The organism is Tolypothrix sp. PCC 7601, assembly GCF_025677855.1.
Taxonomy (GTDB): Bacteria; Cyanobacteriota; Cyanobacteriia; order Cyanobacteriales; family Nostocaceae; genus Aulosira; species Aulosira diplosiphon.
In genome coordinates, this window is record NZ_CP064879.1 from 5,271,971 (window position 1) to 5,297,002 (window position 25,032).

The 25,032-nt window shown below is 39.0% G+C and carries 21 protein-coding genes; 2 read left to right on the top strand and 19 right to left on the bottom strand.

Annotation, left to right across the window (positions count from 1 at the left end):
- Positions 1–162: 162 nt before the first annotated feature.
- The 4 genes from HG267_RS21640 to HG267_RS21655 form a co-directional block, all read right to left on the bottom strand.
- Positions 163–2,823: a CHAT domain-containing protein gene (locus tag HG267_RS21640; RefSeq protein ID WP_045867939.1), complete on the bottom strand. Its 2,661-nt coding sequence runs from the start codon at positions 2,821–2,823 to the stop codon at positions 163–165.
- Positions 2,824–3,247: 424 nt separating this feature from the next.
- Positions 3,248–3,799, bottom strand: coding sequence for a late competence development ComFB family protein (locus HG267_RS21645; protein WP_045867940.1), 552 nt, complete (start codon positions 3,797–3,799; stop codon positions 3,248–3,250).
- A 437-nt stretch (positions 3,800–4,236) separates the two neighbouring features.
- Positions 4,237–4,464, bottom strand: a complete 228-nt coding sequence (locus HG267_RS21650) for a photosystem II protein, Psb35-related (RefSeq protein WP_045867941.1) — start codon at positions 4,462–4,464, stop codon at positions 4,237–4,239.
- Between the two features lie 412 nt (positions 4,465–4,876).
- Positions 4,877–5,932, bottom strand: coding sequence for an L-histidine N(alpha)-methyltransferase (locus tag HG267_RS21655; protein ID WP_045867942.1), 1,056 nt, complete (start codon positions 5,930–5,932; stop codon positions 4,877–4,879).
- A 489-nt stretch (positions 5,933–6,421) separates the two neighbouring features.
- Between HG267_RS21655 and HG267_RS21660 the strand changes: the two genes are divergently transcribed.
- The gene (locus HG267_RS21660) at positions 6,422–6,658 is read left to right on the top strand and encodes a hypothetical protein (RefSeq protein ID WP_045867943.1); all 237 of its coding nucleotides are present in this window, start codon (positions 6,422–6,424) and stop codon (positions 6,656–6,658) included.
- A 359-nt stretch (positions 6,659–7,017) separates the two neighbouring features.
- Here HG267_RS21660 and HG267_RS21670 read toward each other — a convergent pair whose 3' ends face one another.
- The 11 genes from HG267_RS21670 to HG267_RS21720 all read right to left on the bottom strand — a co-directional run bounded on the left by HG267_RS21670 (position 7,018) and on the right by HG267_RS21720 (position 20,043).
- Complete coding sequence (locus HG267_RS21670) at positions 7,018–7,851, bottom strand: arylamine N-acetyltransferase family protein (protein WP_081583923.1); 834 nt, start codon at positions 7,849–7,851, stop codon at positions 7,018–7,020.
- Positions 7,852–7,891: 40 nt separating this feature from the next.
- Complete coding sequence (locus tag HG267_RS21675; RefSeq protein ID WP_045867945.1) at positions 7,892–9,850, bottom strand: WD40 repeat domain-containing protein; 1,959 nt, start codon at positions 9,848–9,850, stop codon at positions 7,892–7,894.
- A 35-nt stretch (positions 9,851–9,885) separates the two neighbouring features.
- Entirely contained in the window at positions 9,886–10,614 is a 729-nt protein-coding gene (locus tag HG267_RS21680) for a cytochrome b/b6 domain-containing protein (RefSeq protein WP_045867946.1), read from the bottom strand.
- Positions 10,615–10,865: 251 nt separating this feature from the next.
- Positions 10,866–12,464 (bottom strand): Hsp70 family protein, encoded by a 1,599-nt coding sequence (locus tag HG267_RS21685; RefSeq protein ID WP_045867947.1) that lies wholly within the window; start codon positions 12,462–12,464, stop codon positions 10,866–10,868.
- Positions 12,465–12,647: 183 nt separating this feature from the next.
- Positions 12,648–13,604: a UV DNA damage repair endonuclease UvsE gene (gene uvsE, locus HG267_RS21690; RefSeq protein ID WP_045867948.1), complete on the bottom strand. Its 957-nt coding sequence runs from the start codon at positions 13,602–13,604 to the stop codon at positions 12,648–12,650.
- 35 nt (positions 13,605–13,639) lie between these two features.
- A complete protein-coding gene (locus HG267_RS21695) occupies positions 13,640–13,765 on the bottom strand; it encodes a hypothetical protein (RefSeq protein ID WP_255525088.1) in 126 nt (41 codons plus the stop codon).
- A gap of 88 nt (positions 13,766–13,853) precedes the next feature.
- The gene (gene sbcD, locus HG267_RS21700) at positions 13,854–15,107 is read right to left on the bottom strand and encodes an exonuclease subunit SbcD (RefSeq protein ID WP_045867949.1); all 1,254 of its coding nucleotides are present in this window, start codon (positions 15,105–15,107) and stop codon (positions 13,854–13,856) included.
- Between the two features lie 181 nt (positions 15,108–15,288).
- Positions 15,289–16,356 (bottom strand): NAD-dependent epimerase/dehydratase family protein, encoded by a 1,068-nt coding sequence (locus tag HG267_RS21705; protein ID WP_045867950.1) that lies wholly within the window; start codon positions 16,354–16,356, stop codon positions 15,289–15,291.
- 30 nt (positions 16,357–16,386) lie between these two features.
- Entirely contained in the window at positions 16,387–17,502 is a 1,116-nt protein-coding gene (locus HG267_RS21710; RefSeq protein ID WP_045867951.1) for a hypothetical protein, read from the bottom strand.
- A gap of 3 nt (positions 17,503–17,505) precedes the next feature.
- On the bottom strand, positions 17,506–18,813 hold the full coding sequence (locus HG267_RS21715) for a glycosyltransferase (protein ID WP_045867952.1): 1,308 nt from the start codon (positions 18,811–18,813) through the stop codon (positions 17,506–17,508).
- Positions 18,814–18,954: 141 nt separating this feature from the next.
- Positions 18,955–20,043 carry an NAD-dependent epimerase/dehydratase family protein gene (locus HG267_RS21720; protein WP_045867953.1) on the bottom strand — a complete coding sequence of 363 codons (1,089 nt, stop codon included), beginning with the start codon at positions 20,041–20,043 and terminating at the stop codon, positions 18,955–18,957.
- On the opposite strand from HG267_RS21720, the gene HG267_RS21725 reads away from it, so the two are divergent.
- Positions 19,940–20,371: a hypothetical protein gene (locus HG267_RS21725; protein ID WP_263420085.1), complete on the top strand. Its 432-nt coding sequence runs from the start codon at positions 19,940–19,942 to the stop codon at positions 20,369–20,371. The genes HG267_RS21720 and HG267_RS21725 overlap by 104 nt on opposite strands.
- Positions 20,372–20,823: 452 nt before the next feature.
- Here HG267_RS21725 and HG267_RS21730 read toward each other — a convergent pair whose 3' ends face one another.
- The 4 genes from HG267_RS21730 to HG267_RS21745 form a co-directional block, all read right to left on the bottom strand.
- Complete coding sequence (locus HG267_RS21730; protein ID WP_045867954.1) at positions 20,824–21,315, bottom strand: DUF4149 domain-containing protein; 492 nt, start codon at positions 21,313–21,315, stop codon at positions 20,824–20,826.
- A 554-nt stretch (positions 21,316–21,869) separates the two neighbouring features.
- On the bottom strand, positions 21,870–22,592 hold the full coding sequence (locus HG267_RS21735; RefSeq protein ID WP_052335047.1) for a class I SAM-dependent DNA methyltransferase: 723 nt from the start codon (positions 22,590–22,592) through the stop codon (positions 21,870–21,872).
- A gap of 58 nt (positions 22,593–22,650) precedes the next feature.
- Positions 22,651–23,715 (bottom strand): UbiA family prenyltransferase, encoded by a 1,065-nt coding sequence (locus HG267_RS21740; protein WP_045867955.1) that lies wholly within the window; start codon positions 23,713–23,715, stop codon positions 22,651–22,653.
- A 36-nt stretch (positions 23,716–23,751) separates the two neighbouring features.
- Complete coding sequence (locus HG267_RS21745; protein WP_052335048.1) at positions 23,752–25,032, bottom strand: ABC transporter ATP-binding protein; 1,281 nt, start codon at positions 25,030–25,032, stop codon at positions 23,752–23,754.

Genomic DNA, 25,032 nt, shown 5'->3' on the forward strand with positions numbered 1-25,032 from the left:
TAAATGCTGTTTATTATTTTAGGGCATTGGGCATGGGGCATGGGGCATTGGGGAATGGGGAATGGGGAATGGTAATGGGTAATTGGTAATTGGTAATTGGTAATTGGTGTTTGTTATTTTTTCCCCTTTCCCCCTTTTCCCCTTCCCCCTTCCCCCTCAACCCTAAAGCCAGTTACCTACTAAAATATACGGTGCCCAATAGACTGGATGCTCATATTGCGGATCTTTTAAAAGGGCTAGCTGAGAACGACGTAAGGCTTCGGCTTTCCCTTCTTGGGTGTTGCTCAGATACTTGTAGAAATAACGCATTAAATTGGCTGTGGCTTCATCGTTAACAGCCCATAATGTTGCTAAAGTGCTGTTAGCTCCGGCTCTAACTGCTATTCCTGCTAAACCTAATGCTGCACGCTTATCGCCTGTTGCGGTTTCGCAAGCACTGAGAACCAACAGTTCTACAGATTCTTGCTTTTGCTGTTCGGGTATCTGGAGTAAATTATCTAATTCATTAATTTTGATTTGTTCATCCCAAGCCAAAATAAAGGTTTCTATTGCCTTTGAGCTAAATTTACCGTGGGTGGCAATATGAACAATGGGAAAGAAAGTGGATTTTAAATAGGTTTTGAGATTTTTGCTAGTGAACTCCTCATTTAACAGCACTGTGCTGGGTACTTCGGATTTGATTTTCTTTAATTCTTCTTCCACATACTCTAAGGGAGAAAAGCCTTGTCTAGCCTCAGTTAATCCAGCACCCAGTACTTTAAAGTTGCGCTTTTGCAACCGCTTGGGAGGTAGTAATTGTAAACTTGGTGTTAAAGCAACACTATATTTTTCAATAACAAATTGCTTCCCGTCATGCAAAGCAGCTAAGGGTACATTTCGGAAAACACCATCTGGAACAAAAACTAAAGTTTTAATGCCGCTTTTGACTAGTTCGGCTTCTACTGGACGAATCAACCAATCATATAGTTGTTTAGATAATGGTAGAAAGTCTTGCTTAGAACGAATAACTAATTTTTTCCGGAATTTTTCTACAATAGTTTCCAGCTCCTCCTCCGGCAAAACAGTGGCATAGTTTTGTAGTGGCTGTTTTGGCAAGCTGAGAATCACTTCTAATCTATCTGCCAAAATAATCGGATAGATGATTGCAGCTTGGGGATCTAACTGATCGATTTGAGCGTATTTTTTATCTAAACAAGCTTCGCGCAGAAAGTCATCGAGTTCTGCCAACTGTAAAGACTCAATCACTTGACGCGCTTGAATGATATCTTTTTGACTAGGTTGAGAGTGTAAAGACTCAATCAATTGACGAGCTGGAATGAGAGTGTTTTGACTAGATTGAGAGTTTCCTGGTTTGAGAAGTAAGCTGACTAGTTCTCGGTAGACTGGCTCTACACTTTCCCGAAAACTAAATTGCACATCTGGATCAATCGCCACCAAATCGGTTCGTAAAGAGTGGAGAGTATTTACAGCCTCAGTGTAGGCTGCGATCGCTCCAGTTTCATCTCCTTGTTTTTTCAAAAGTCGCCCTAATTGCCATTGCCAACGGTAGGCAATTTCTGGTGTATTAATAGCTTGGGCGAGTACAAGTGCTTGTTGGGTAAGTTCTTGAGCAATTTGCCATTGCTGAGTTTGTTCGTAAAGTCTACCCAGTTTACCTAATACGTAAGCTTCTGCTTGTTTATCTCCCAAAGTTTTTGCTTGTTGCAGATTATTTGCCAGCAATTTACCAATGCTTTCCATTGTGGGAGCATCTGGAAGATCTGCCTGTTGGAGGCGAATTAAACTCTGGGCTAAGTTCAGTTGAGCATAAATCGACGCACGACTGGGAGGTAAATTAGCTAGTTGTGGTTGAATTTGACTCCAGAGAGTTTGAGCCAAAGTCCATTTTTTCTGCTCAATTAAAATGCTCAGTTGATTCAACTGCGATCGCATTTTGAGAATTGGCGAGGGTGCGATCGCACTCGCCTGTTGATAGAAACCCAAAGCTGAGTCGGCATCTTGGTTTGCCCGGGCAACATTTCCCAAATCGATTAACGCCGCACTAATATCTAAAGGAGACTGTAATTTTTTTGCGATCGCTAGGCTTTGTTGTAAAACCTGCTGTGCTTGTGTCAAATTCCCGACTAAACGTAGGCTAGAACCCAAGCTACGTAATCCAGCCGTTTTGATTGCAGAATCAGGTTGCTTCTGGAGGATGTCGTTTACTTGAGTCAGGATTGATAAGGCGCGACGATATAAGCCTAAATTCTTCAAAGCTTGAGATTGGTTAATTAAACTCCGAATTACTCCTATCTCATTATCTGCCTTGGTATAGGTAGCAGTTGCTTGTTGCCAAGTTGCTAGCGCCGTTTCGGACTTGCCAATTGCTAACTCTAAACTTCCTTGAGTATTTAAAGCTTGAGCGAGGACATTTAAATTTTCTTTAGTGCGATCGCTTTTTACATCTAACAATTTCAGGCTACTAGAAATTGCTTGTTTAGCTTCCAACCACTGCCCTAATTGTTGATAACTCAATGAGAGGTTATTGAGAACTCTAGCTTGGTTTAGTTCATCTTTTTGCGCCTGGTAGATTTGTAAAACTTGCTGCCAAATTTTGATGGCTTCCCCAAACTGCCCAGCTTCGTAATATTGTCTACCTTGTTGTTCTTGTTGTACTACATTTGATAATCTTTGCCCTATCAATGGCTGTGAATAATTATGAGCAGCAACAGGTAATAGAGTTAACAATAGCCCTAACAATATACCAAGGATGATGACAATTACACGATTATGTAATTTTTTCCAATATTTATGACCAAGCAATAAATATATATTAATGTGCATAAATTTCCCCTGATGATTTTAGCCTTTAATAAGCACATTTTTGGGTTAATCAGCTAAACCACTGCCAATCCTTGTCGGTTAAGGTCAAAAGGGGCAATAAAAACCTTTAACCGTTTGGCTGACGCTCACGGCGTTCGCGAACAGCGTCCCGCAGGGAAGCCTTTTACCCAAACCAAATTAAGAGTTTAAAATCCTTAAACGAGCAGTATTGAAACCACTTCTATTTTGCATATTTAAGATGTCTTTTCAGTTTGTGGTATTGGACATCTAGCCAGCCAAAATTATGCCATTTAAATGTAGAAGAGCTTAATTATCAAAATTGCTGTAATCCAAATTCACAACCTCTTAGCTAGATATTACTGATATTTAAGGGTGCAAAGTTTTGCACCCCTACTCATCTATTTACCGCATTCTTTGATTTTTATTATCCTCTTTGATTATGCGGATGTTTTTCCCAATCAAAGATTTCATTATCTAAACCAGCAGGTTTACGCCAGGTAATCTTACCTCGCAATGTATTCATTAATGTTTTTTCAACTACATCAGCTAAGTTATCCCAAGATAAATCTGGTTCTTGAAGCAAAACTTGCAGTGCTTGTAAAGTAGCCTGTGCTGGATTTTCTTCTTGAAAATCCAGAAAATCCTCTGCACGTAGAGGATCTTGTTGTACAGCGATAATTCCCTGACGTACAGCCGTGGAAATCTTCTGATGAAATTCTGTTTTGCCGCGATGTAATTGCCTTTGCCAACCTCTCTTGCTAGTGGCATAAAATGCAGGCAAACGATTTAATGCATAAGCTGTCACCTCAGATGGGTTGATATATCTAGCAGTTTTAGCAGGTAAAGCTTGAATTTGAGTCTCAACCTCTGCTACCACTAGCACTTCCATCACATTGCGTGAGTTTTTGATAAAAATATGTCGTTTAGATGGCTGAATTGACGAATCAATTGCAGAATCATCAAAGAAACTCCTCATAGAGCAATACAAGTCAAATTACTGGTTATGGGTTTATATTGCCCTTTACTAGCATTGACCTAACAGGCAGATAGTTTTTTTAGTGCTGAATGCTGAGTTAAAAGATTTCTCTCTCATCTCCCTTTTCCCCTTCCCCTTTCCCCATTACCCAATCCCCAATCCCCAATCCCTAATCCCCAATCCCCAACAGCCAAAATAAAACCTCGGCTGCACGTGCCGAGGTTGATGAAGAAAAACCTAAAATTACCCAAATGTCAGATTTTCTTCCTAGTTGTCGTTGTTCAAATATTTAGATTTCTTAGCTTTGTAAGCTTATATTAATATATTTAACATATTCTTCATATAACGTCAATTAATTGAAGTTTTTGTAAAGCAAAGCCCCGCTTATAGGTACTGGGGCTTGTGTTTTTTAACATTCTGGCGAGCCACCTTAATTTTTATAAAGGCAGATTGCGGCTAGCATAGGCATCCATTGCATAGGCAGGAGTGCGTTCACTATAGTCTATTTCTTTACCTGTGATCGACTTTGACAATCTTTCAAAGGCATCAGAACGCCAGTTACGCTCGTGGATAGGCTTGCTTTGTTCTCCCAAGAAATAAGCTAGAGAGCCTACAACCGAAGCTGCTACCCAACCCACAACCAATAATGCAATTAAGATAGTCATCTCAAACCTCTGTTGGTAGTAAAGTAACTTTATATAAATAAAGATAACTTTTTCGTTACAAAACTTGCAATATTAAGCTTGGTGTGTGTACCGATAGTTAAAGTAGGGTAATCCACACTCCAATACTTGGTGTTAAGGGGAAAAAGGGTAATAGGGAATGGGAAAAGGGGAATAACAAACCTTTAACCTTTAACCAAGTGTCATATTTTTTTTCGTTTAGGTTTGTCTAGGGGAGCCAGTCACGTGCGGAGGTTCCCTCCGTTGAGTGAACTGGCGTTCAAATGTCAAGAGTCCAAAAAACCTAAATTTTTGTCCCTTGACATTTGTACAGACGCGATTAATCGCGTCTGTTGCAACTCTTATGCCAGAGGATCACTGTGCCAGTTGAGTAAGTCGTGTATTTATGCAGATTCTAATTCTTAGCAACCTGACAAATCACCATAATATGTGAAAAATATTTATTACAGCTAGAGTGAACTAGTTGTAATCCAGCCTCTTCTAGTTCTTGAATAAGTTCAGGCATTTCATACTTGTGATGTCGCCAAATTGTAATTTCTTCATCTTTGAAAACTGCAAAATTTTTATCTATGCCCAATTCGTTAAAAGTTACAGTGTAATTGCGATTAAATTTTATATTGGCAGTTACACTATCTGTTTTTACATCATATTTTCTGACAAGTTCGCAATCTTCTGCCTTAATTCCTACCTTGTTTTTAATCCATGCATATAGCTCTTCCACATGATATTTACACCCTCCTCGAGCTTTACCATCCCATTGCGAGTTAGAGCCAATTTCGTTAGTGAACACAAGTAAATCATTTTTACTCATGCTCTTTCTGAAGTTTTGTAGTGCCCTAATCCTATCTTGATGATTGCCGATAGTCACACCTAGATGTAAAAATATATTGGCTATATCTTCCTGAGAAGTTGAGCTTTGGCAAAGTTCTAGAGGAATGGCACTAGTTTCTATATCAACTGTGGCACTGTCAAATTTGATGAAAGGAAACCATTTAGTAAAGTTGGCTTTTGATACTTCTAAAAGTTCACTACTAATATCCAAAGCAATATATTGATTAATTTTATTTAATTTAGCAAGCCGAGAAATTAATTTTTTGGCAGGGTAAGAATTACCTGCGCCAACATCTATAATATTGACTTGAGTACAATGTTGATAACTACCATTAACATACTCAAAGTTTTTATTTAATAAATCAATTTCTACATTGGAGGTGCGATACCATTGAGGAGTAATATATTTTTGATAATAATTATTCCAAATTTTTGCACCTCTACCTTTATAGGAATACTTTAAAGGGATTTCTCTTCTAATCTCTAATGCCTGAATTAACTCTAAAACTTCTTGTTTAGAGAAGATAGAGTAAAACTTAGAATTTGGTTCTACGATCCGGCTGCTCAGACTAGATTTATCGGTAAAAAATTGTGAATTACTAGAAAAATTTTTAACCATCTTGTTTGGGTTTGTTAGATGTGAAAGTTGATTAGCATTTCAGCAGCGTCGCTTCTAACTCACCCAAGCAGCCAGAGTTATAACCAACTTTTATGTTTTGGATATGGCTCTGACTGGTAATACCAATTGAAAAAATCTTGCTACATATCAATCATGTGTATGGGTGCAAAGCTTTGCGTCCATAGCTCATGTATTTGTGGCATTGTTTTTTCAGACTGGTATAAGTACTTGGACAGAATTAATTACAGTATTTCATTACGAGCAAAGTGTACTTTTTCCCTAAGGAACGCTACGGGTAGCTTGCTTCTCCACAGGAGTACGGATAACCCATAGGAGTACGCTTCATTCGCAAGGACTGTAAATATTTTCCAGCTACTGAATTGCTTTATTTAGTTGTAATTTTGTTGATTGATTAATTCTTCCACAAAAATTAGGCACAAACAAGAAAACTGTGTAAATATAAAGAAAAGCTTAAGAGGTTAGAGACTCATGATCACTGCCAAAATGATGCGACAACTTTGGGCTGTAATTGAGTCTACTAATGTCAACACCTTACTGCAGTTTGATGATGTGGCTCTAGTACAATTGCTGCTTCAACAATTAAAAGCTAAACAGGAAATTGATGAACAGGCAGATAATAGCCTGGATAATTACATAAAATCTAAACTGCCTTTAATTCGAGACACTGCTGAAGGCAGGATATCTTTAGGACAAGACAATCAATAATACAAAAGTTCACCCAGACAATATGATAAATCACTGGCTAAGTATTGCCCTTGTAGCTTATCTAATGGGAGCGGTAATTGAAGGGGTAAGTACTGCTGGCGAGCTATCTGATTCTTTGGCGGAACTAACCAAAGATAGGGAACAGCAACTATCAGAGTCTACTAATCCCCTTCAGGAGAAATGGCGTATCTTTGCTGCCATTGCCTCAATCAGTCTTTGTGGGGCCTGCATTTGGCCTTGCCGTCTGCTTCATCGTTTAATTAAAAGCAACGTTTCAACTAAGGACTAGTACCTCTGCTACAAATTCAACATGAAGACAGCATCAGCGTTTTGTTAATTTACGAGGTGAATAACAGGCATCAATTGGGTTGCTCTGTTAGTCGTTGTAAAGCATCGTCAATACCTGCGATCGCAGGTAACTGTAAAAGAAATATATCTTCCAGAACAGTACGCAAGTCTTTTACAGTAGTCAGTAGACGCTGTTTTTTGCGACCATCTAAATAATGTATTGTTAGTTGGTGGTTTCGCAGTGCATAACGACAATCTACATCAGGCCTAGCTGCAATTAGTCCTGTAACAAAGATGGAATTGGGGTGTGTGGAAACATACCAATTACTTACCTGATAATCGGGTAGGTGTTGCTCTTGCAAATCGAAACGGTACAGTGATGTCCACTCCTGATTGATGTATGCTTGCATGGTATAAGTTTGGTCAACCATGAGTAATCGAAACGGTTCATGTGTTGTACTCTGCTCAATATCTGGTGTAAAAGACAGCGGTACAGTGAGCGTTAACCCTCCAAATCCCACATCTACAATATATTGCTCAGTATCAATAGTTACTAAAAGCAACATATGACTGCGAGGTGTGATAGTCCCTTCTGGAAGGTTCCAAATCACTCTTGCTGCTAAATTCTTTACCTGAAAGCCGAGAGATATTAAAACTGAGCGCAGTAATAAATTTTGCTCGAAACAATAGCCACCGCGATTTTCGTGGATTAGCTTTTGCTGTAGGGATGCTATATCCAGAAGTACAGGCTGTTTGAGAAACGAATTGAGGTTTTCAAAGGCGATCGCTTTTGTATGATGTAAGTGAATTGCCTGTAAAGTCTTAAATGTGGGAGTGCGATCGCCTTCATAGCCAATCCGCTGAAAATAGGCATCAATATTAATTTCAGTGGGTATGCTGGCCATTTTTACTTCCCCCATGATTGACAAAGATTGCCCTTATTTCCTATTTTCCTTGCAAGCGGCGCAAAGTTACCCAACCCCAACAATGTTTCATGTCATAGCCTTGTTGGTGACATTCTTCTCCGCCACTGACAATTTTTGTTCCCTGACTATTAATATCAATGCTGTTAATCGCGTTGTGACTAGTGAAAATTTCTTTACCTGGAAGCGTGGTGTTCTCTCGCTTTCCTGATGGTGTGAGTTGCCAAACTGTGACTCGTTCGTCATCGCTAATTACCAGTTGGCGAGTGCCTAATGGCCCTGCAAGAGTACCACCTTCACGAAATAATAAACCACGTATCGGTCTTTTTGCTGTTGCTGCCCATTGGTCTATTATACAGTTTTGATTAATTGACTGTTCTGATTTATTTGCAGCAGTTTGGCTTTGACATTGATAATCTAATATAGTTACAAAGCCATCAGAATCAGCCGTTGCTAACAGTTGCGAAGAACCTGGTAAAAAATTGAGGTTCAAAATTCGGTCATTATTTCTTAATACGCTGTTTGTAGCTTGGATAGAAAATTCCGCTTTAATAATATCTAATTGAGTTAAATATTCTTTAGTTAAAGATGTCCGACTTTGCGGCTGACGATTAATTTTCTTGAAATCCAGTAAAGTCAATAACTTTTTATTCCCAGTAATAGCCAGAGTATTTTCATCCTCACTTAAGGCCATTGACCAAGCTTCATAATCGCCACCTAAGCTAATAACTCTTTCTGGTTGTAGTTGCCATGTGTCTTTTGCAGAGTTGTTTACCCAGATAACTATATTACCACTGCCATGCCCAGCTATTAAATAATGATTATCCTTCGTAAATGCTAAAGTAAAAACTCTATCTTTATTGTCAACTATTTCCTGAATTGACAATTCATTGATTTTTTGACGCTGTTTGATATTCCACAGTTGAGTTACTCCGTTATCTAATCCAGCCGCAACTAACTGATTTTCTGGAGAAGCGAATTCTAACGCTAATACAGGTTCGCTATTATCTTCTGATTCTGGCTGATTGAGTTGATGTAAACTCTCACCATCAACCCGCCAAAATTTAATTGTGCCATCCTCAGCACCACTAACAACTAAGTCAGCATTATTGTTTAAACGCACTGCATTCACCATTTCTGTATGTGCAGGTGTTTCTGTATTTAATATTAATGATAAAAGTGCAGATAACAATCCTAATATTACAGCCAGCGAAACTAGTTGTAACCATATAGGAATGATAGGTAAAATCAGCAACTCTAAATCCTGGCTAGTAGGTTCTATATCCTGCAAGCGCTGATTTAATAAGCGGCTTCTAACTGTAAATTTTAATCTTTTTGACCATCCTATCCAAGGGCGTTTCGCTTTAATTTCTAATAACGCTGTGGTGATTTGCTGGATTGTTAGAGCTAAAGTTTCTGGCAATAGTTGAAAGCTAAATCTGCGAGTGTTTTGTCCTTGAACTTGAATATATACTGATTGCTGTAAATTGCTGAGATTATTAAAGATTAGTTCAAAACTGCCAGTATGAGATTTCCAATTAGGTAACCATTTTCCCGTGTGAGGAATTTGCAATTTTTGTGGAGTTACAGCAAATTTGACAAAACCTACGGGCAAAACTTCTATATAACCTTGAGCGCTAAGAGAGTAGCCCTCCGGAGTAATCGCTTCTATAGTAAAGGGATATTCTTCACTGGGTGCGTCTTTTACAGGTGGAGGTTGACATTGAAAAATTATTTCTGCTTGCGCGCTAGCAGGTACCACCAACTTTCTTTCTCTACTTCCTTTGAGCCAAGATGCATCTAATCCAACAAAACGTAGTATTACCTCAACAGGTTTTGGATTACTATTTCGCACCCCGACTTTAATATCAATAGGATTGTTAGGTAGAACTTGATATTTCCGCCCTGAAAGCAAATTGATACTTAAATATTTTGCTCTTTTCTCAGCTTCTCTTTGCAGATTTAGCCAATTATCTTCCATTTTTTCATGTGTGCTTGCTCATGATTAATTCTAAATTATGTTGACTCTCCAGCAGATAAAATTAGAGGCAATATTAGCGCTGCTAAAATGCCCAATATGACAATTATCTCTATGATTGCTAGAGGTAAATTATTTTTTATTAAATGCTTAATTCCTCCCAGATGTTCTGATAAATTACTTAACCAATTCTGCAAACGTTTAGACCATTTTTTCGGATTATCTTCTGGGCGGATCTGAGCCGAAAATATGGAAAGTAACAACGGCACACCACCAACTTTAGCAGACATTAAAACGTGAATTGCTAAACAACAAACTATAATTACCCAAGCAATCAGATGTAAGTAGTACCAACTATGATTTAACTCTCCTGTGGGCAACCATCCTTCTTGCATCATTCTGCCAGACAACACAGCTAAAAGCGCCGCAATTAGCATCAGCGTATTAGCAATTCTTTGCAAACTTACCCACCAAATTGGTTTACCAACCTGAGCTAAATTTGGCAATGAATCTTTTTGCAATAGCCTTTTGTTACCAGCATGAAAACTATAGAAGGCAAACACCGGGAAAAGAACAAAGAAAAAAACTGCAAATGTGCCGTGAATATCGATAATTCCCTCAATCCGAGGGATCAGTATTTTCCCAAATCTGCCATCGAAGCTATTGTAAACTAAAAAGCCTGTAATCATGGCGGCGATCGCTAAAATTCCACTGACACCATGAAGTATCTTTAATAACAAAGGCTGATAGGGGGCAGAACGGGACATGAGCAATTACCTCATACCAATTTTAGATTTTGGATTTTGGATTGAGAGTCTCAATCAAAACACTATTCCAGCAATCTCAAATAATACTACGTTTCCCGTTAGCATTTTCTATCCTACTGAAGTGCAAAGTTTAGTAGAGGTATGGTGTATTATGCCAGATAATGTAACTGTAATGCTTGAAATTGAGGGTGCGTTGTGCTGCGCGACAACGCACTCAATATCTTTCCAAAACCAAACAGAAATTCTAATATCTAACTTAACTGTGCCACGAGTTGATTTTCTAATACCGTGTCATTAGTTAATAAATCCTCAACTGTGATCCGTAAAAAGCGCTGATCGTCAACTTGAAATTGAATTTTGATGCGATCGCTTCCGGGAAATCCTGGTGGTGTTAGTTGGGCTATGGTTCTAGCCCCTTCTTTATCGTTGAGGGGTTTGACGGTGGTTGCGCCACTATCTAAACGACGGGTAATTAAGCGATCGCCATCGAAATACACTTCGGTTCCGCCTGACTCTGCGCCTAATTCACCCATAATTAACTCAATGCTGGGCTGATTTTCTAAGGATGCGCCTAAAACTAATTCTACTGGCTGATTCATCGGGTAAGCTTGCCCAGCCTTAATAATCGGATGCCAACTGTGGCGCTGATTACGCCGATCCCAATAGCGGACACCGTAACTATGGTAGAGAAAGTCTTTGATTTCTATCCCTTGAGTAATTTGCAGTGCACCTTGGGCGATCGCTTCAAAGGGACGTTCGCAACGGATTTTGTCTGAGTCAAAATACTGTTTTACCCATGTCTGCACTGCTGGTAGTTGTACTGTACCACCAACTAACAACACAGCATTAATATCTGCAAGTTCTATCCCCTGTCGTCTTGCTTGCTGTAGCAAACTCGTCATGGAATCATCCAGACGCTCAAAAAATGCGTGTTCTTTGAGGATATTCTCTAAAGTTTCGCGGTTGAGTTCAAGTTCGTAGCTTTCAAATGATTCATCGTCAAAATAAACTTCGCTGGCTTGGTTCTGCGTGGAGAGTTGAATTTTGACTCGTTCTGCGAGGCGCGTTGTCAGGGGACTTACCGCCAATCCTTGAATTTTGGCAAAGTGATCGACTATCCAAGTATCAATATCAGTACCGCCTAAATTTTGCCCAGCTTTCGCCAACACGCGCGCAGTTTTAACTTTCTGCTTGGAGTTTTCCGCTAAGGATTTATTCCCCCACTTCAGCAGAAAACCCACAGGTTTAGTATTTGCTTGCACGCTTTGATCCAAGCGCACCAGGGATAAATCTAAAGTTCCGCCGCCAAAGTCAATCACCAAGAGAATCTCTTCATTAGCCAAGCCATAACCCAAAGCGGCGGCTGTCGGTTCATCCAACATCCGCACTTGTTCCACAGGCAGCGCTTGACAAACTTGTCCTAACCAGTGGCGATAAGTTTCAAAACTATCCACAGGTACAGTTAACACCAGAGAATCTAAACCACCTTCTTGCGGTGCTAACTGTGCAATCACCTGAGTCAGAAACCATTTACCTACTTGCTCAAAGGTGACAATTTGCCCATCAAGTTCGGGTAAGAAACCTTGAATATCCGCACCAATTCCCCGCTTGAAGCTGCGGAAAAATCGCGCCTCGCCCTTGAGATCGAAACCGCGATCGCGCACTTGTTGCCCTACTAAAACTTTACCTTGTGTTGCGTCTTCAACATAAACCAAACTGGGAATCAGTGGCGGATTCAGACTTTGTTGAATTGATAAACCAGGGAGATTGAGGGTTTCTGGCTGTTGGGTAACAGGGTTCCAACGAGCAATGACTGTGTTACTAGTACCAAAATCGATTGCGATCGCCATATTTTAATTTATTATCTCGCGCCAAAGTTAGGGCATTTACTAGCAGAGGTGTTTCTAGACAGTTGGGGAAAGGGTAAGGGTAAAAGGTGAAAGGTATTAATTCATCCTTTGCCCTTTTCCCTTTCCCCTTCACCGCAACTAATTCTGAGGTTCCCTACTTCCAGAAAATGCCCAACAAACTACTTATTTGAGATTATTCTCTATTAACCACCACGAGCGCAAATGTGCGATCGCTTCTTCTTTGCGTTTGGCTTCCACTTCAATCCACGGTGCTTGATAATAAACGCTCGGCATGGCGGTAATCATATCACTGTGTTTGCGATCGCGGAAAGCCGTGTCACCATTAGAAATATGCACTAATTGCCAATCGGGATGTTTCCAAGTTTCCCTAGCAGCGTAAAACATCTCAGCTACACTCGCATCGTCGTAGCTATCTAAATTTTCATGGCAAATATGGTGATGGGCATCAAACACCATCGGCACACCAGCTTGCTGACAGACTGCTAAAATTTCACTACCACTATAGGCGTATTCGTCATTTTCAAAAGTCAAGCGGCTTTTAATCGCTTCCGGTAAATCCGCAATTACCTTTACTAGTTGTGCAGTCCGTTGAGATTTACCGCCATGAATATTCATTAAAGACCAAGGCGATCGCGGTAGACCCAACAAGTCAAAAGTGCGGGCGTGTCGTTCTAAAATTTTGATGCTGGTTTGTAATACTTCAGGAGAATCAGAACTCAGCACCACAAATTGATCGGGATGCAACACCATTCTGATCCCTAAAGACTGGGATTTCTCACCAATTTTCGCTAAATCAGCACTCATTTCCTCTAGGATATTTGCCCCAATCTCATCTTCCATATCACTGAGGGGAAACAAAGCCGAGGATATCCGATATAGCCGAATCTGGTGCTGCTGACAAAAAGATAGCGCATCATTTAAGCGTTGCAAGTTATGCAAATACAATTCTCGCAAAACGCTAGCTTTCTGTTCTAAATCTAGCTTTAAATAGCGAGTGCGCGTGATTGTCCGAAAGCGCACTTGCTGACCAACAGTAATGCAAACTAGTCCCAACTCTGGCTGAGAAACCTTGTGTAAATCCTCTAGATTAGTTAAATTTTGGTACTCGATTGTAGTCATTAACTCTATTGCTCAAGTCTTGGCGCTTCTTAAATTTAACTAACTTTCGCAACCAATGAGTCAGTATCTAAAGGATGATCATGGGCATGGGGCATGGGGCATGGGGCATTGGGCATTGGTAATGAGTAATGAGTAATGGCTATTCTCCCCTGCTGCCTCATCTCCCTCATCTCCCTCATCTCCAATCCCCAGTCCCCAGTAGTTATTGAATTTTGAATTTTGAATTTTGAATTTTGAATTGATTTGTCCCTAATCCCTCCCAGCCCCTTCCAACCATACTTCTACATCATCCGCGAGTAACTTCTGTGCAGCTTCTACCATTGAGGCTGCTATATCTTTGAGGTCTTCGCGATTACTCAAGTAAGTTTTTAATGCTTCCATTGGATCGATGCTACTACTGGCAGTCAGTTCGGGGATGCGGGGTCTAGCTAACTGACTGAGTAATTCTGGATGAATTGTGTAGGTATGAGCCGAACTTAACGCATCATGGAGCGAGGAGTTATCAATTAAATCTAGCTGTTCGGAACGCAGTTTATAGATTAAGCGGATGACAGCATCTTGGATATCATGTTTTGCGATCGCTTTTAAGATAGCTGCTTGTGGATCGTCTGCTTTCGAGATATCCACTTCAATTGTGCGGAAAGTCCTCACAGATAAGGGACAAAATTCCCAATTTGCCTGACCTTTCTCTAATTCTATGAGCACATAACCTTTATCTTCTTTTTCTTCACTAAAATCTACCCGCTCAATGCTTCCTGGATAGATTACTGGCGGGTCATTAGATTTATTTAAATTTTGGTGACGGTGGACATGTCCCAAAGCCACATAATCGAAACATGGACGCGTCAATAAAGATAGCGGTAAAGTAAAGCCTTTACCTACAGCCAAAAACCTTTCGGCTCCCAAAGAAGCATTATCAGCCATTAAATGTGCTAAAAGCACAGTAGGCACTTGTGGATCGAGACGGCGAATTTCCGATTCTAAAACCAGTTGCAGACGTTCAGTTAACAGCTGATTAACTTCTGCAAGTGATAAACTTTCAGTCTCTTGGCGAGTCATCAACGTCGAACGCGTCAGCCAAGGGAGGGTAATAACTTGGACTTTACCACTGCGGGTTTGGATGCGATGAGTTGTCACCGTATCTCCCACCACAAACCCCCGCACTCCCAACGTGCGGTAAATACACAAACTTGCCCCGCCAAGCCCTTGGGAATGCTGGTCATGGTTTCCCACTAACAGCACTGTCGGAATATTACCATCCACCAAACGGCGGAATTGACTAGCAAAAGCTTCTTGCACATACGGGGGTGGCGTAGCATCAGGAAAAGCATCACCGCCAAAAATCACTAGATCAACATTATCTGTTAATGCTCGGTCAATACAAATAGATAATGTATTGACAAAATCCTCCAGCCGCGTATTTAATCCTGTCGCTGGATTAATGCGTCCGTGGGAGAAACCACTCCCCATGTGGATATCGGAAAGATGAAGGATTTTGATCATTATTTGTCACTTGTCCTTAGTCATTTGTCCTTTGTTTATAGTAATGACATATGACTAAGAACTAATACCACCTTGCATAATTCTTAGTGAAGGAAAAGAGGCATTTTAAATTTGAACATACATCAATGCAATTGAAAGCATGAGTGTAGAGGAATTCAAAATATTTTTTCTTTCGCAAGGTTTAATTAAAAATATCACTGACTTGTTGCTCAAATTTAGCAATCCACTCATAAATTTCCGTGAGAGTCATTTTGGCATCTTTTTTAGGTTGCCAACCAGTAGCATTCATCACTTTATGTGAGTCTGTAATAAAGATAGGAACATCACCTATTCGGGTTTCTGGAATGGAGGTAATTGGAACTTTATTGCCAGTAATTTCTTGGCAAATCTGAGTTGTTTCATATAGTGAAAGTGTATTATTGACTCCACCACCCACATTAAAAGTTTGTCCTTTTAATTTCTCTAAATTGTGAATCTGTAAGTCAATCAAGTCTAGTAAATCTGACACATGTAAAAAGTCTCTGACTTGTTTACCTGTTCCTCCATAACCGATGTATTTTAAAGGTTTTTGAAAGTAGTGAAATGCCATCCACAAGGCAAAAACTCCTTGATCGACTTTACCCATTTGCCAAGGCCCAGTTAAAACTCCACACCTATTAATTAAAGTTCTTAGCCCATAAGCCTCACCATATTCCGCAATCAGTAATTCTGAAGCTAGCTTTGTCGTTCCATAAAGAGAGCGTGCTTTATCTAAAGGAAAATCCTCAGAAATACCGTGGCTAGATACACCTGGCAAAGGCTGTTGTTCTAGTAGTTGAAAGCGGGTTTTTTCTTCTGTAAATTTCAAGGAATTGAGGTAATCAATCGGATATATCCGACTAGTAGACAGAAAAATAAAATCTGCTTGCGTTTGACGAGCTAATTCCAAGCAATTAATTGTTCCGACTAAGTTCGTTTGCAGTACATACCCAGGAGATGTATATCCAGCTAATACTGAGGGTTCAGCCGAACATTCTAAAATCAAATCTGGCTTAAGACTTAAAGGATCTAAATCCTCTGAACTTCTCACATCACCATGAATAAATTCAATTCTGGCTTGTTTAAGTCGAGGTAAATTTAATTCTGAACCACGTCTTTTTAAGTTGTCTAACGCAGTTATTTTCCAGTCAGGATAGCGTTGAGCAAGTCCTATACCCAATGCACTGCCTACAAATCCTGCACCACCAGTTATCAAAATATTTCTAGTCATTTACTTGACTGTCAAATTAAAATTTTTATTTTATGGTCTGATTAATCTAAAAATCTCTAAAGGTAAAGGGCTGATTAGAGAAGCTTTAGTGTAAGTAATATGTAGAGCAGGAATAAGCAGATTGCCAAGAACAATCAAGTTTCTCATCTGTGTTTGCCCCCAAATTATATCTTTTGGAACTGCTATCCAACCCCAAACCATTAAAGGCAAAACCATAGCAGCAGAACGGCTCATATCCGCGGCTAAGATCGTGATTAATATAGCTGAAGTCCAAAATAAGCAGAAAACAGCTAAAAAGTAACGGATACCACCTGTTCGGAACAATAAAATAAATGCAATGATGAGCAAAATCCATCCCAAACGAAATGCCATCCACCAGCCCATTGGGAACCAAGGCAGCCAGGTAAAAAAACCACCAAAGGTAGTTTTTAAGAATGTACTAGAAACCGCATCACCTTGAATCAAGGTAGTAAACATCCGAATACTGATGTATGGGACTAAAGCAATCCCAGTAAATAACATCAATTTAAGGAGAGATTGCTGACTTTTTTCCTGAAATGTTTGATGCCAGCGAGTAACCAAAGCCAAGGGTAAAGCGAGCAAAAATTTTTCATCCAGCCACGAACCAGATAAGATAGCAACAATGAGCAAAAGAGGATTTTGAGCAAACGCAACTGTCATCAGTCCGCTTAAATACCACGCATCATTCATACCCAACCACCCAGTAGACACTACTACCGCAGAAGTGGTTGAAACCAAAATACAACCAGTAAAGCTGAACCACCGATTGTTGGTAGTGCGTAAAATTATCCAAGCTGTTTGCGCTAATAAAACGATAACTCCTAGCCAAGACAAAGATAGAGCAAACCAACCCCTAATATTGAAAAAATGACAAAAAACTGGAATTAACAATCGCCATCTTAGTGCGCTTTCAACATCCGCAGCCCAAGGATTTTCAATTTGATGAAGAAAAGAATTAGCACGATCGGTTTCAAAAGTGCCTATTTGATTTAAATCCCAAAGAATGAATCGTGGCGAGAAGAAAAAAACACTTACTGATAGAGAAACAATTACCGTGAAAGCTAAAAATATTAATAATGGTTGTTGTTCAAGTTTTTTCTGAAAAATATCCAGTGGTTTATACATAAATTAGGGATTATTTTTTTGGGGGATTAATGTTTCAGTCTGCTGGCGAATGTAATCTCCACGGGAAAGATACTTCTCTAGCAAAATACTGAGTACAATAAATAAATATCTACTTCCCATTTCCTTAATTTTGAGTTTTGAGATTCCGGCTTTACGATTACTCCATTTAATAGGAATAACTTTATAAGAATATCCTCTAATAATTGCCTTAAGAGGTATCTCAACTGTTAAATTAAAGTGATGAGATAAGAGAGGAGAAACCCCTTCAACTACTTCACGGCGGTAAATTTTAAAAGCATTTGTTGTGTCATTAAATGATAAGCCAAATAAAATTTGAATAAATAAATTAGCTAAACGATTAACAATTAATTTATGAGTGGGGTAGTCAATTACTTTGCCACCCCTAATAAATCTAGAGCCAAATACACAATCATATCCTTCTTGCAGGTTGTAATAATAATCAATGATATTTTCTGGAGAATCGGAACTGTCTGCCATGACAATAGCTACCGCATCCCCTTGAAAGTTTTCTAAGCCGCAACGCACAGCAAACCCGAAACCGTTAGGATAATAATTATTGATATAACGCACTTTGCTGTTTTCAGCATTGAGTTGTTGCAGTAATTCTTCAGTGCGATCGCGGCTGTTATCATTGACAACCAGAATTTCGTAAACAATTTTTTCTGCTTCCAAAATTTGGCTGATAGATTGAATAGTTGTGACGATACAACCTTCTTCATTATGAGCAGGAATTACAATCGAGAAAACCTTAATTTTTCTCGAATTTTCTGATTGTAGGGGTCTTGGTAAAGGAGAGCGATTTTCCAATGCAGGAGCCAATCCTTCTGGATAATAAATTTCTGAAGAAAATTTTGTTGCTCGCTGAGAAGATTTAACAGATGTTTTAAAGACCAAGCGATCGCTAATTATATAATTGAGTGCTGCACTCAACAATACACCTACTAAAGTGTTAATTTTATAATCTACCTTCAACCAATCTAATAAAGGAAATAAAATGAATATTCTTACAATTACAGCAGCACCAGCCGATACATGATAAAGGGGTATTTGTCGCCATAGTACTTCTCTAAAAGTCCAAGCACCTCCCGGCCAAACCCATATCCTGTAGATTAAAAAACTTGCTAACAGCGACAGTTCAATTGACACGGCATTAGCAACATTGCGTAAAGTAGATGTGTTAAATCCTAGCCACTCTATTAAAGCAAATATCAAGAATAAATTGATGGTTGCTGCTATGCCGCCACCCATAATAAACTTGGAGATTTTTGCTTGGAATAACTTTTTCAACATATTGAATAATTCTCTATCTTGCTATAAAAATAAACATTAATGATTCACGGGCGCGATGATTTGACAAAAATTTTTCCTCCAAGAAAATACCATAGCAAGGGTATATCCAGATAGACTTACAATAAATAAAAATGACTTTAATTATCTAAAAATCAAATTTTTTATTGATGGCCAGCGAGCAATATTTTCATTGAAAATCTCTTGAAGAATGTCAGTTATTGTATAAGTTAGTTCCCAATTCGGATATTGGCTTTTGAATTTTTGGACATCACTAATCCACCAGATATGATCTCCAATCCGATTCGATTCCACATAGTTCCAAGTCAGCTTTTTATCAGTTATGGCTTCACAATGGCCAATTGCTTCTAACATCGAGCAATTACTGAAGCGACTACCTCCGATGTTATAAACTTCAGCTACACGTGGAGCCTGATAAAAATGGTAGAAAGCATTGACTAAATCGTAACTGTGGATATTATCACGAACCTGCTTACCTTTATAGCCATACACTTGGTAGGGCTGTCCAGTGATTGTACATTTCATCAAATAGGATAAAAAGCCATGCAGTTTAGTCCCAGAGTGGCTGGGGCCAGTCAAACATCCCCCACGAAAACAAGCTGTTTTCATATTGAAATAACGGCCGTATTCTTGCACTAAAACATCTGCTGCTACCTTAGAAGCTCCAAACAGCGAATGTTTGCAGTTATCAATACTCATTTTTTCATTAATACCCTGGTAGTAGGGATGGGTCTGTTCAATTTCCCAGCGCAGGTCTTTCTCAACTAGTGGTAATAAATTAGGACTATCTCCATACACTTTATTGGTAGAGCAAAAGATAAAGACGGCTTCTGGACAGTGTTGACGAGTATTTTCTAGTAACACCAAAGTACCATTGGCATTGACTGTAAAATCGGTGTAAGGATCATTAGCTGCCCAATCATGGGAAGGTTGAGCCGCAGTATGAATAATCAAACTTATATCTTGACCATAGGTGTGAAATATTTGAGAGATTGCCTCATGATTGCGAATGTCAATATTATGGTGAATATATCGGTCGCCATAATCTTGTAAAAGGCAATCGCGATTCCATTCTGTTGATGCATCTTTGCCAAAAAAAACTTGCCGCATGTTGTTGTCAATTCCAACAACTGTAAAGCCGCGATCGCAAAAAAATCTGACTGACTCGGAGCCAATTAACCCGGCTGATCCTGTGACTAAAACTATTTTCATTGCTCTATGCTCATTCCATAAGAATTTAAACAAAATTACTTACAAAAAATTAAGCGGTAAAACTATAAATTTACCGATATTTTTCCGTAATTGCAGCCATAACATTGCTGCGATCGCTCTAGGAATATTAATTACTTGGTATATCTATCGCGTCAAAAATAGTTATTTGACTAATAATGTTGCCGTGAGTTATTTTCAAAATCAAAAGCTTGCCAATACAAAACTACATTCTGACTACCTATGTCTCTCAAGCCGAAAAACTTGTGGTTTTCAGTATGTGTTAGGTCAAACTCTTAATTCAGAATCCAAATATAATATCAAATTATAAAAAAGCTTTTAAATCTTACAAAGATCTAAAATTTGAGTCAATAACTGATACTTTTTTATAGAGTCAGCGGTTCTAGCTTTTCATAATGTAGTTTTAGCATACCAATTTCTCAAGAGCCACATTTTTAATACCAAAATCTCAAAAATACTTAAATTTTATCCATCCATAACTGACTTATGGATGGATAGAATCCGATATTTTCCATCTTCAAAGAGGAAATAGAAGTATAAGCTTACTTGCAACGATAAACTTATATGTCAATATGTCAATATGTCAAAAAAATGGTAGAGCGGAATTGTGCCCGTCTACCAAAAGAAAAAAAATCACTTCATTAATATTCAAAAATCTTTGCACTGTACAAAATAAATCAAGTGGTTTTTAGGGAGATAACTTAACCTATTGAACAGTGAATAACTTACACCTGTGATATCAGATCCCTAAACCCTGCCTATTTAAGGCTCTTGTTTCCAGCAACAGTTTAATAGCGCACCGCCTGCGATTAACTTCACTAATTCCAATACCCAATAACTGCCGTGAAGAAAATTCATGGATGTGGGAATAGTAGTCTCAGCATCAAACGCATTAAGATGAATTGCGATCGCACTCATCTGTGGAGTCAAAAAATAGGTATCTAGCAAAGCTACAGCTAACAGGATGACAGACAAAACAATACCATTACGCCGCCAGTTAGCTTGGGTTTTGCTCAAAGTTAGTACACCAGTTAATACTACAGCCGCTGACAATAATTCCACGCGATTAAAATTCCAAAAAATCGCATAGCCAACTGTAGAAAAACTTGCCTGGGTCATCATGCCAGAAATATAAAGGCTAGGCATAATTACCCAATCTAAAAGTAAGCTAGCACTTAGCCAAAAGCCCAGAGTCAATAAGACAGCAGGCCGCCAAAAGGACTGCTTAAAGTGAGAGTTAGAAAGAGTATGCATAAGAATAATTGCTGTGTTGTATTCTTAGTTTCCCTCTCTAGACATAATTTTGACAACAGTTATCAATTATCCTTTACAAACAAATAGCGACTTGTGACAGAAAAGATAACAGTTGTTGAGTTTGGTTAATTAAATTGTTAATACAATAATTAAGTTTATATAAGAATAGTTAAATTGCAAAATTAATTGTATGTTTTAGCGATCGCACTATCATAATTATCCCGCCCTTAACGGAAGTTCCGAGCTAATAGCATAAGTCCACTCAAGTGGGCTGAAATATGCAGATTAGTTTACGAAAGTACATCTTAGCTATGAGCTAAGGAATTCCATCCCCAAACTCCATAGCAACGAAGCCAGGATTTACAGCCTCAGGTAAATAAACCACAGGGGCACAATAATGTTTGCCACAAAAGTTGTTTCCAGTATGCTAGTTCGGAAGTATAACGACCAAGAGTATAGTTATCTAAATGCATAAATGTCGATTACCGAATATTAGGATTGAGGCTAGCTCCACTACGTACTAAGACAATCCAGAAGTGAGAATTTTTTATACATCAATCAAATTTATATTTTTTCTTTCTTGCCAAAATTGCCCTATAATAACCATCTGCATATTCAAGAACCTCTACAAATTCAAAATAGGTTGCAAAGATATCAACCATGTATTCTATTTGAGGAACTAGCATATTATCGTGACGTTTGCCACTAGCTTCAATCCATGACCAAAGGACTGCCGTAACTAAAATTTTTCCACCATATACAGGAGCATTTTCAACTGCAACATAAGGAATTTTGATTTCCCCGTTGTAAAGATTTTTTGCAGGCTCGCAGATTGGCATAAAACAAACACCATCATCAGTAAGCCAATCTGAGATATTTTCAATTAGCTGCTCGATTTCTGATATCGATTCTACAAAGCTATATGCCCACCACATTGAAGAAATAACATCCCATTGCCCTTTGTCAATCAGTGATTTATTTCTAAAGTCGCCTTCAATCAGTTTAATATCTGGATTTTTACTTCTGGCAATTTTGAGCATTGCTGGTGAAAGATCAAAACCTGTTCGCTCTACTTCTGGAAACTGGCTGAGAACATAACCTGTACCACAAGCAACATCTAACCATTGTACTGCTTTACCTTTTTCACTTAAGATATTCATTAATATTTTAAGTTCACAAGCTGTTTTGATTTGTGAATGAATATCTATTAAAAATGTCTCGTCATATGCTTTTGCATAAGCTTCATCATAAGTTTCTAGCACTTGTTCAGTCTTCATGTTACTTTTATCCTACAGAATTTTTGTGACACGCGAAAATAAATAATATTAGTTCATACTAATTAAAATCAACTTTTTTCTCTAGAAAATACTGTTTGATTTTGTTAGGAATTTCCCATCTTAACAAACCCCAAATGTCTCTGAACCACCACCATATACGCTGAAAATAGAGTAGCAGATGAACACCTATAATAATTAAATTTACTGAATGATTGCCAATAGCTATACATAGAAACCCTAAGGGATAAAACACGTCATAGTATTCAAATAATAGAATTCGGTGGTTGTCTTGAGGAGCAACAACAACAGGAGCTATTTGCCAGAAATAGTAGCGAAGCCATTCTGTGACTAAATATAATCCTAAAAAAGCCCAAACTAAAATATTATTATAAAGCACAAATATTCCAACAAGTGCCACAATTTCTGCTGGGAAAATGATCCATTTTCCCAAATTTTCTAACGTTTGAGGAGAAGTTTGTAGTGCAAATGTGTATACATCAGCACGAACATCATTATCGAAATCAAGGATTTGATGCCAGAAAATGCCTCTCAATCCAGAAGTCAACGACCAAATAACAATAAAAAGTAACCAGATAGCTGGTAAAGTCTTATTAGCATCATAAACCACCACAAATACAGCAAACATTTGCGGTAAGACATTTGCACCCATTGCATCCGCCAGAGTTCCTAAAAATCCGTGCTGTTTTAGGCGCATGGGGGGTAAGGAATAAACAGTAAAGATTAACCAGTTAGTTAAATAAATGCCGAGAGCCAGATGATTTGAGATAAGTAGTATTGATACTATGATTCCCGGCACAATAGAAGCTATGAGAACTAGTGCGATAAAAAGGTTTGATCGCCCAATCATATAGTTGGATTTACTACTGATCCGATCTTCTTCTCGATCACACACATTATTAATTACGCTAGTGTAGCTTGCACCTATAACCAGAGCAATCAGGACAAATATCAGAGAATGCCAGAGCGTTATCAAAGGTGTGTCTAAAATTGCAGCAGTACCGTAGGCGGTTCCCAGAACAGGTGCTATTTTGTATGCCCACCAGTCATTAGCTCGGACAATTTTAAGCACTTGCTGAAATCGATTCACTGCTTGATTAGTCATAATTACAATTCTTTTTTTGGGTGATTGAATTGTGTATTATTCCCAGTTGATAGGGAGATAGAAGATCGCTTTTTGACCTTGAGCAAGTTGCAGGGCTGGGTCAATATAGCTCTTGACCTCAAAGATAAATGGAGCATCTTCATAACCTTTAAGTCCTAATAAGGCTTGTGTCTCGCACTCAAGCACCGAAGCAATCAGTTGATAGCGACCAGGCATCAGAGGTAAATTATCGATAGTGCCACAAAATTCATTTTCCCCGACTTGCAAACTGTAAGAGCGATCGCCGTAGCCTCCCAACACCACTGCTAAAGGAGACAAATCAGCCTGTCCTAGGGAGAAGCCCAAAACAATCCGAGGATATGTAATCTGAGAATGACAGACTAGGCGAAACCGAACTTTGCATCCTGGTCGAATTTCCCCTCCATCTAATCCATAGATTTCAAACTGCTGAATCTCAACCGCACCAAATTGCTTTCCTAACACAGGCATTTCCTGTATTTCTACTTCTGACTGAGTTGGTAAAGGCAGATTTATCGCTTGCTGGTAGTCTTCTTCTCGCACTTGCATTAGTTCGTAATAAGCGTGAAGAATTTCCATTGTTGGGCCTGTACTTACTACCTGTCCTTCATTCAAGAGAACGCAACGGTGACAAAGTGACTGCATGATGAACAAGTCGTGAGAAATCAGTAAAATTGCCCCGCCTTTTGTGATGTAGTCTCGCAAATAATTTTCAAACTTTTGGCGAAAGCGAATATCTCCCCCTCCTAAGGCTTCATCGATAATAAAAACATCTGGTTGTAATTGTGTGTAAATCGAAAATGCCAGTCGTAACCTCATACCTGTACTATAAGTACCTACTGGCGCATCAATAAAGTTACCGATACCAGAGTAATGGATAATCTCATCAAGACCTTTGTCAATTAGGCTATTGCTGACTCCATGTAGGGATAATTTGTTGTAGATATTCTCTCGTCCTGTCTGAATTGGATTCAGTCCTGAATCACCATCCATCAGGACAATTTGATCGGTGTACCAACGGACTTGTCCCAATGTTGGGCGCAGAATCCCGGTGAGCAAATTCAGTAATGTACTCTTACCTGCACCATTGTGCCCAACTAACCCCAGAACCTCGCCAGCATACAACTGTAGATTTACATCCCGTGTTGCCCAAAATTCACCAGGACGCAAACGATCATCTCCCCAGGGAGAACGGCGAAACTCCCGCAAAATATCCTGGGCAGTGTAACGCAATGCTAGCTCTGGACGGCGACAGAAGCGTTTAGATAAATGCTCTGCTTCTAAAAGAATGTGTGCCAT

Bases quoted from the DNA above. Each gene is read 5' to 3' on its own strand.
- HG267_RS21640 (WP_045867939.1), bottom strand. From the start codon at position 2,823: ATGCACATTAATATATATTTATTGCTTGGTCATAAATATTGGAAAAAA.
- HG267_RS21645 (WP_045867940.1), bottom strand. From the start codon at position 3,799: ATGAGGAGTTTCTTTGATGATTCTGCAATTGATTCGTCAATTCAGCCA.
- HG267_RS21650 (WP_045867941.1), bottom strand. From the start codon at position 4,464: ATGACTATCTTAATTGCATTATTGGTTGTGGGTTGGGTAGCAGCTTCG.
- HG267_RS21655 (WP_045867942.1), bottom strand. From the start codon at position 5,932: ATGGTTAAAAATTTTTCTAGTAATTCACAATTTTTTACCGATAAATCT.
- HG267_RS21660 (WP_045867943.1), top strand. From the start codon at position 6,422: ATGATCACTGCCAAAATGATGCGACAACTTTGGGCTGTAATTGAGTCT.
- HG267_RS21670 (WP_081583923.1), bottom strand. From the start codon at position 7,851: ATGGCCAGCATACCCACTGAAATTAATATTGATGCCTATTTTCAGCGG.
- HG267_RS21675 (WP_045867945.1), bottom strand. From the start codon at position 9,850: ATGGAAGATAATTGGCTAAATCTGCAAAGAGAAGCTGAGAAAAGAGCA.
- HG267_RS21680 (WP_045867946.1), bottom strand. From the start codon at position 10,614: ATGTCCCGTTCTGCCCCCTATCAGCCTTTGTTATTAAAGATACTTCAT.
- HG267_RS21685 (WP_045867947.1), bottom strand. From the start codon at position 12,464: ATGGCGATCGCAATCGATTTTGGTACTAGTAACACAGTCATTGCTCGT.
- uvsE (WP_045867948.1), bottom strand. From the start codon at position 13,604: ATGACTACAATCGAGTACCAAAATTTAACTAATCTAGAGGATTTACAC.
- HG267_RS21695 (WP_255525088.1), bottom strand. From the start codon at position 13,765: ATGAGGCAGCAGGGGAGAATAGCCATTACTCATTACTCATTACCAATG.
- sbcD (WP_045867949.1), bottom strand. From the start codon at position 15,107: ATGATCAAAATCCTTCATCTTTCCGATATCCACATGGGGAGTGGTTTC.
- HG267_RS21705 (WP_045867950.1), bottom strand. From the start codon at position 16,356: ATGACTAGAAATATTTTGATAACTGGTGGTGCAGGATTTGTAGGCAGT.
- HG267_RS21710 (WP_045867951.1), bottom strand. From the start codon at position 17,502: ATGTATAAACCACTGGATATTTTTCAGAAAAAACTTGAACAACAACCA.
- HG267_RS21715 (WP_045867952.1), bottom strand. From the start codon at position 18,813: ATGTTGAAAAAGTTATTCCAAGCAAAAATCTCCAAGTTTATTATGGGT.
- HG267_RS21725 (WP_263420085.1), top strand. From the start codon at position 19,940: ATGTTGTTGTCAATTCCAACAACTGTAAAGCCGCGATCGCAAAAAAAT.
- HG267_RS21720 (WP_045867953.1), bottom strand. From the start codon at position 20,043: ATGAAAATAGTTTTAGTCACAGGATCAGCCGGGTTAATTGGCTCCGAG.
- HG267_RS21730 (WP_045867954.1), bottom strand. From the start codon at position 21,315: ATGCATACTCTTTCTAACTCTCACTTTAAGCAGTCCTTTTGGCGGCCT.
- HG267_RS21735 (WP_052335047.1), bottom strand. From the start codon at position 22,592: ATGAAGACTGAACAAGTGCTAGAAACTTATGATGAAGCTTATGCAAAA.
- HG267_RS21740 (WP_045867955.1), bottom strand. From the start codon at position 23,715: ATGACTAATCAAGCAGTGAATCGATTTCAGCAAGTGCTTAAAATTGTC.
- HG267_RS21745 (WP_052335048.1), bottom strand. From the start codon at position 25,032: ATGGCACACATTCTTTTAGAAGCAGAGCATTTATCTAAACGCTTCTGT.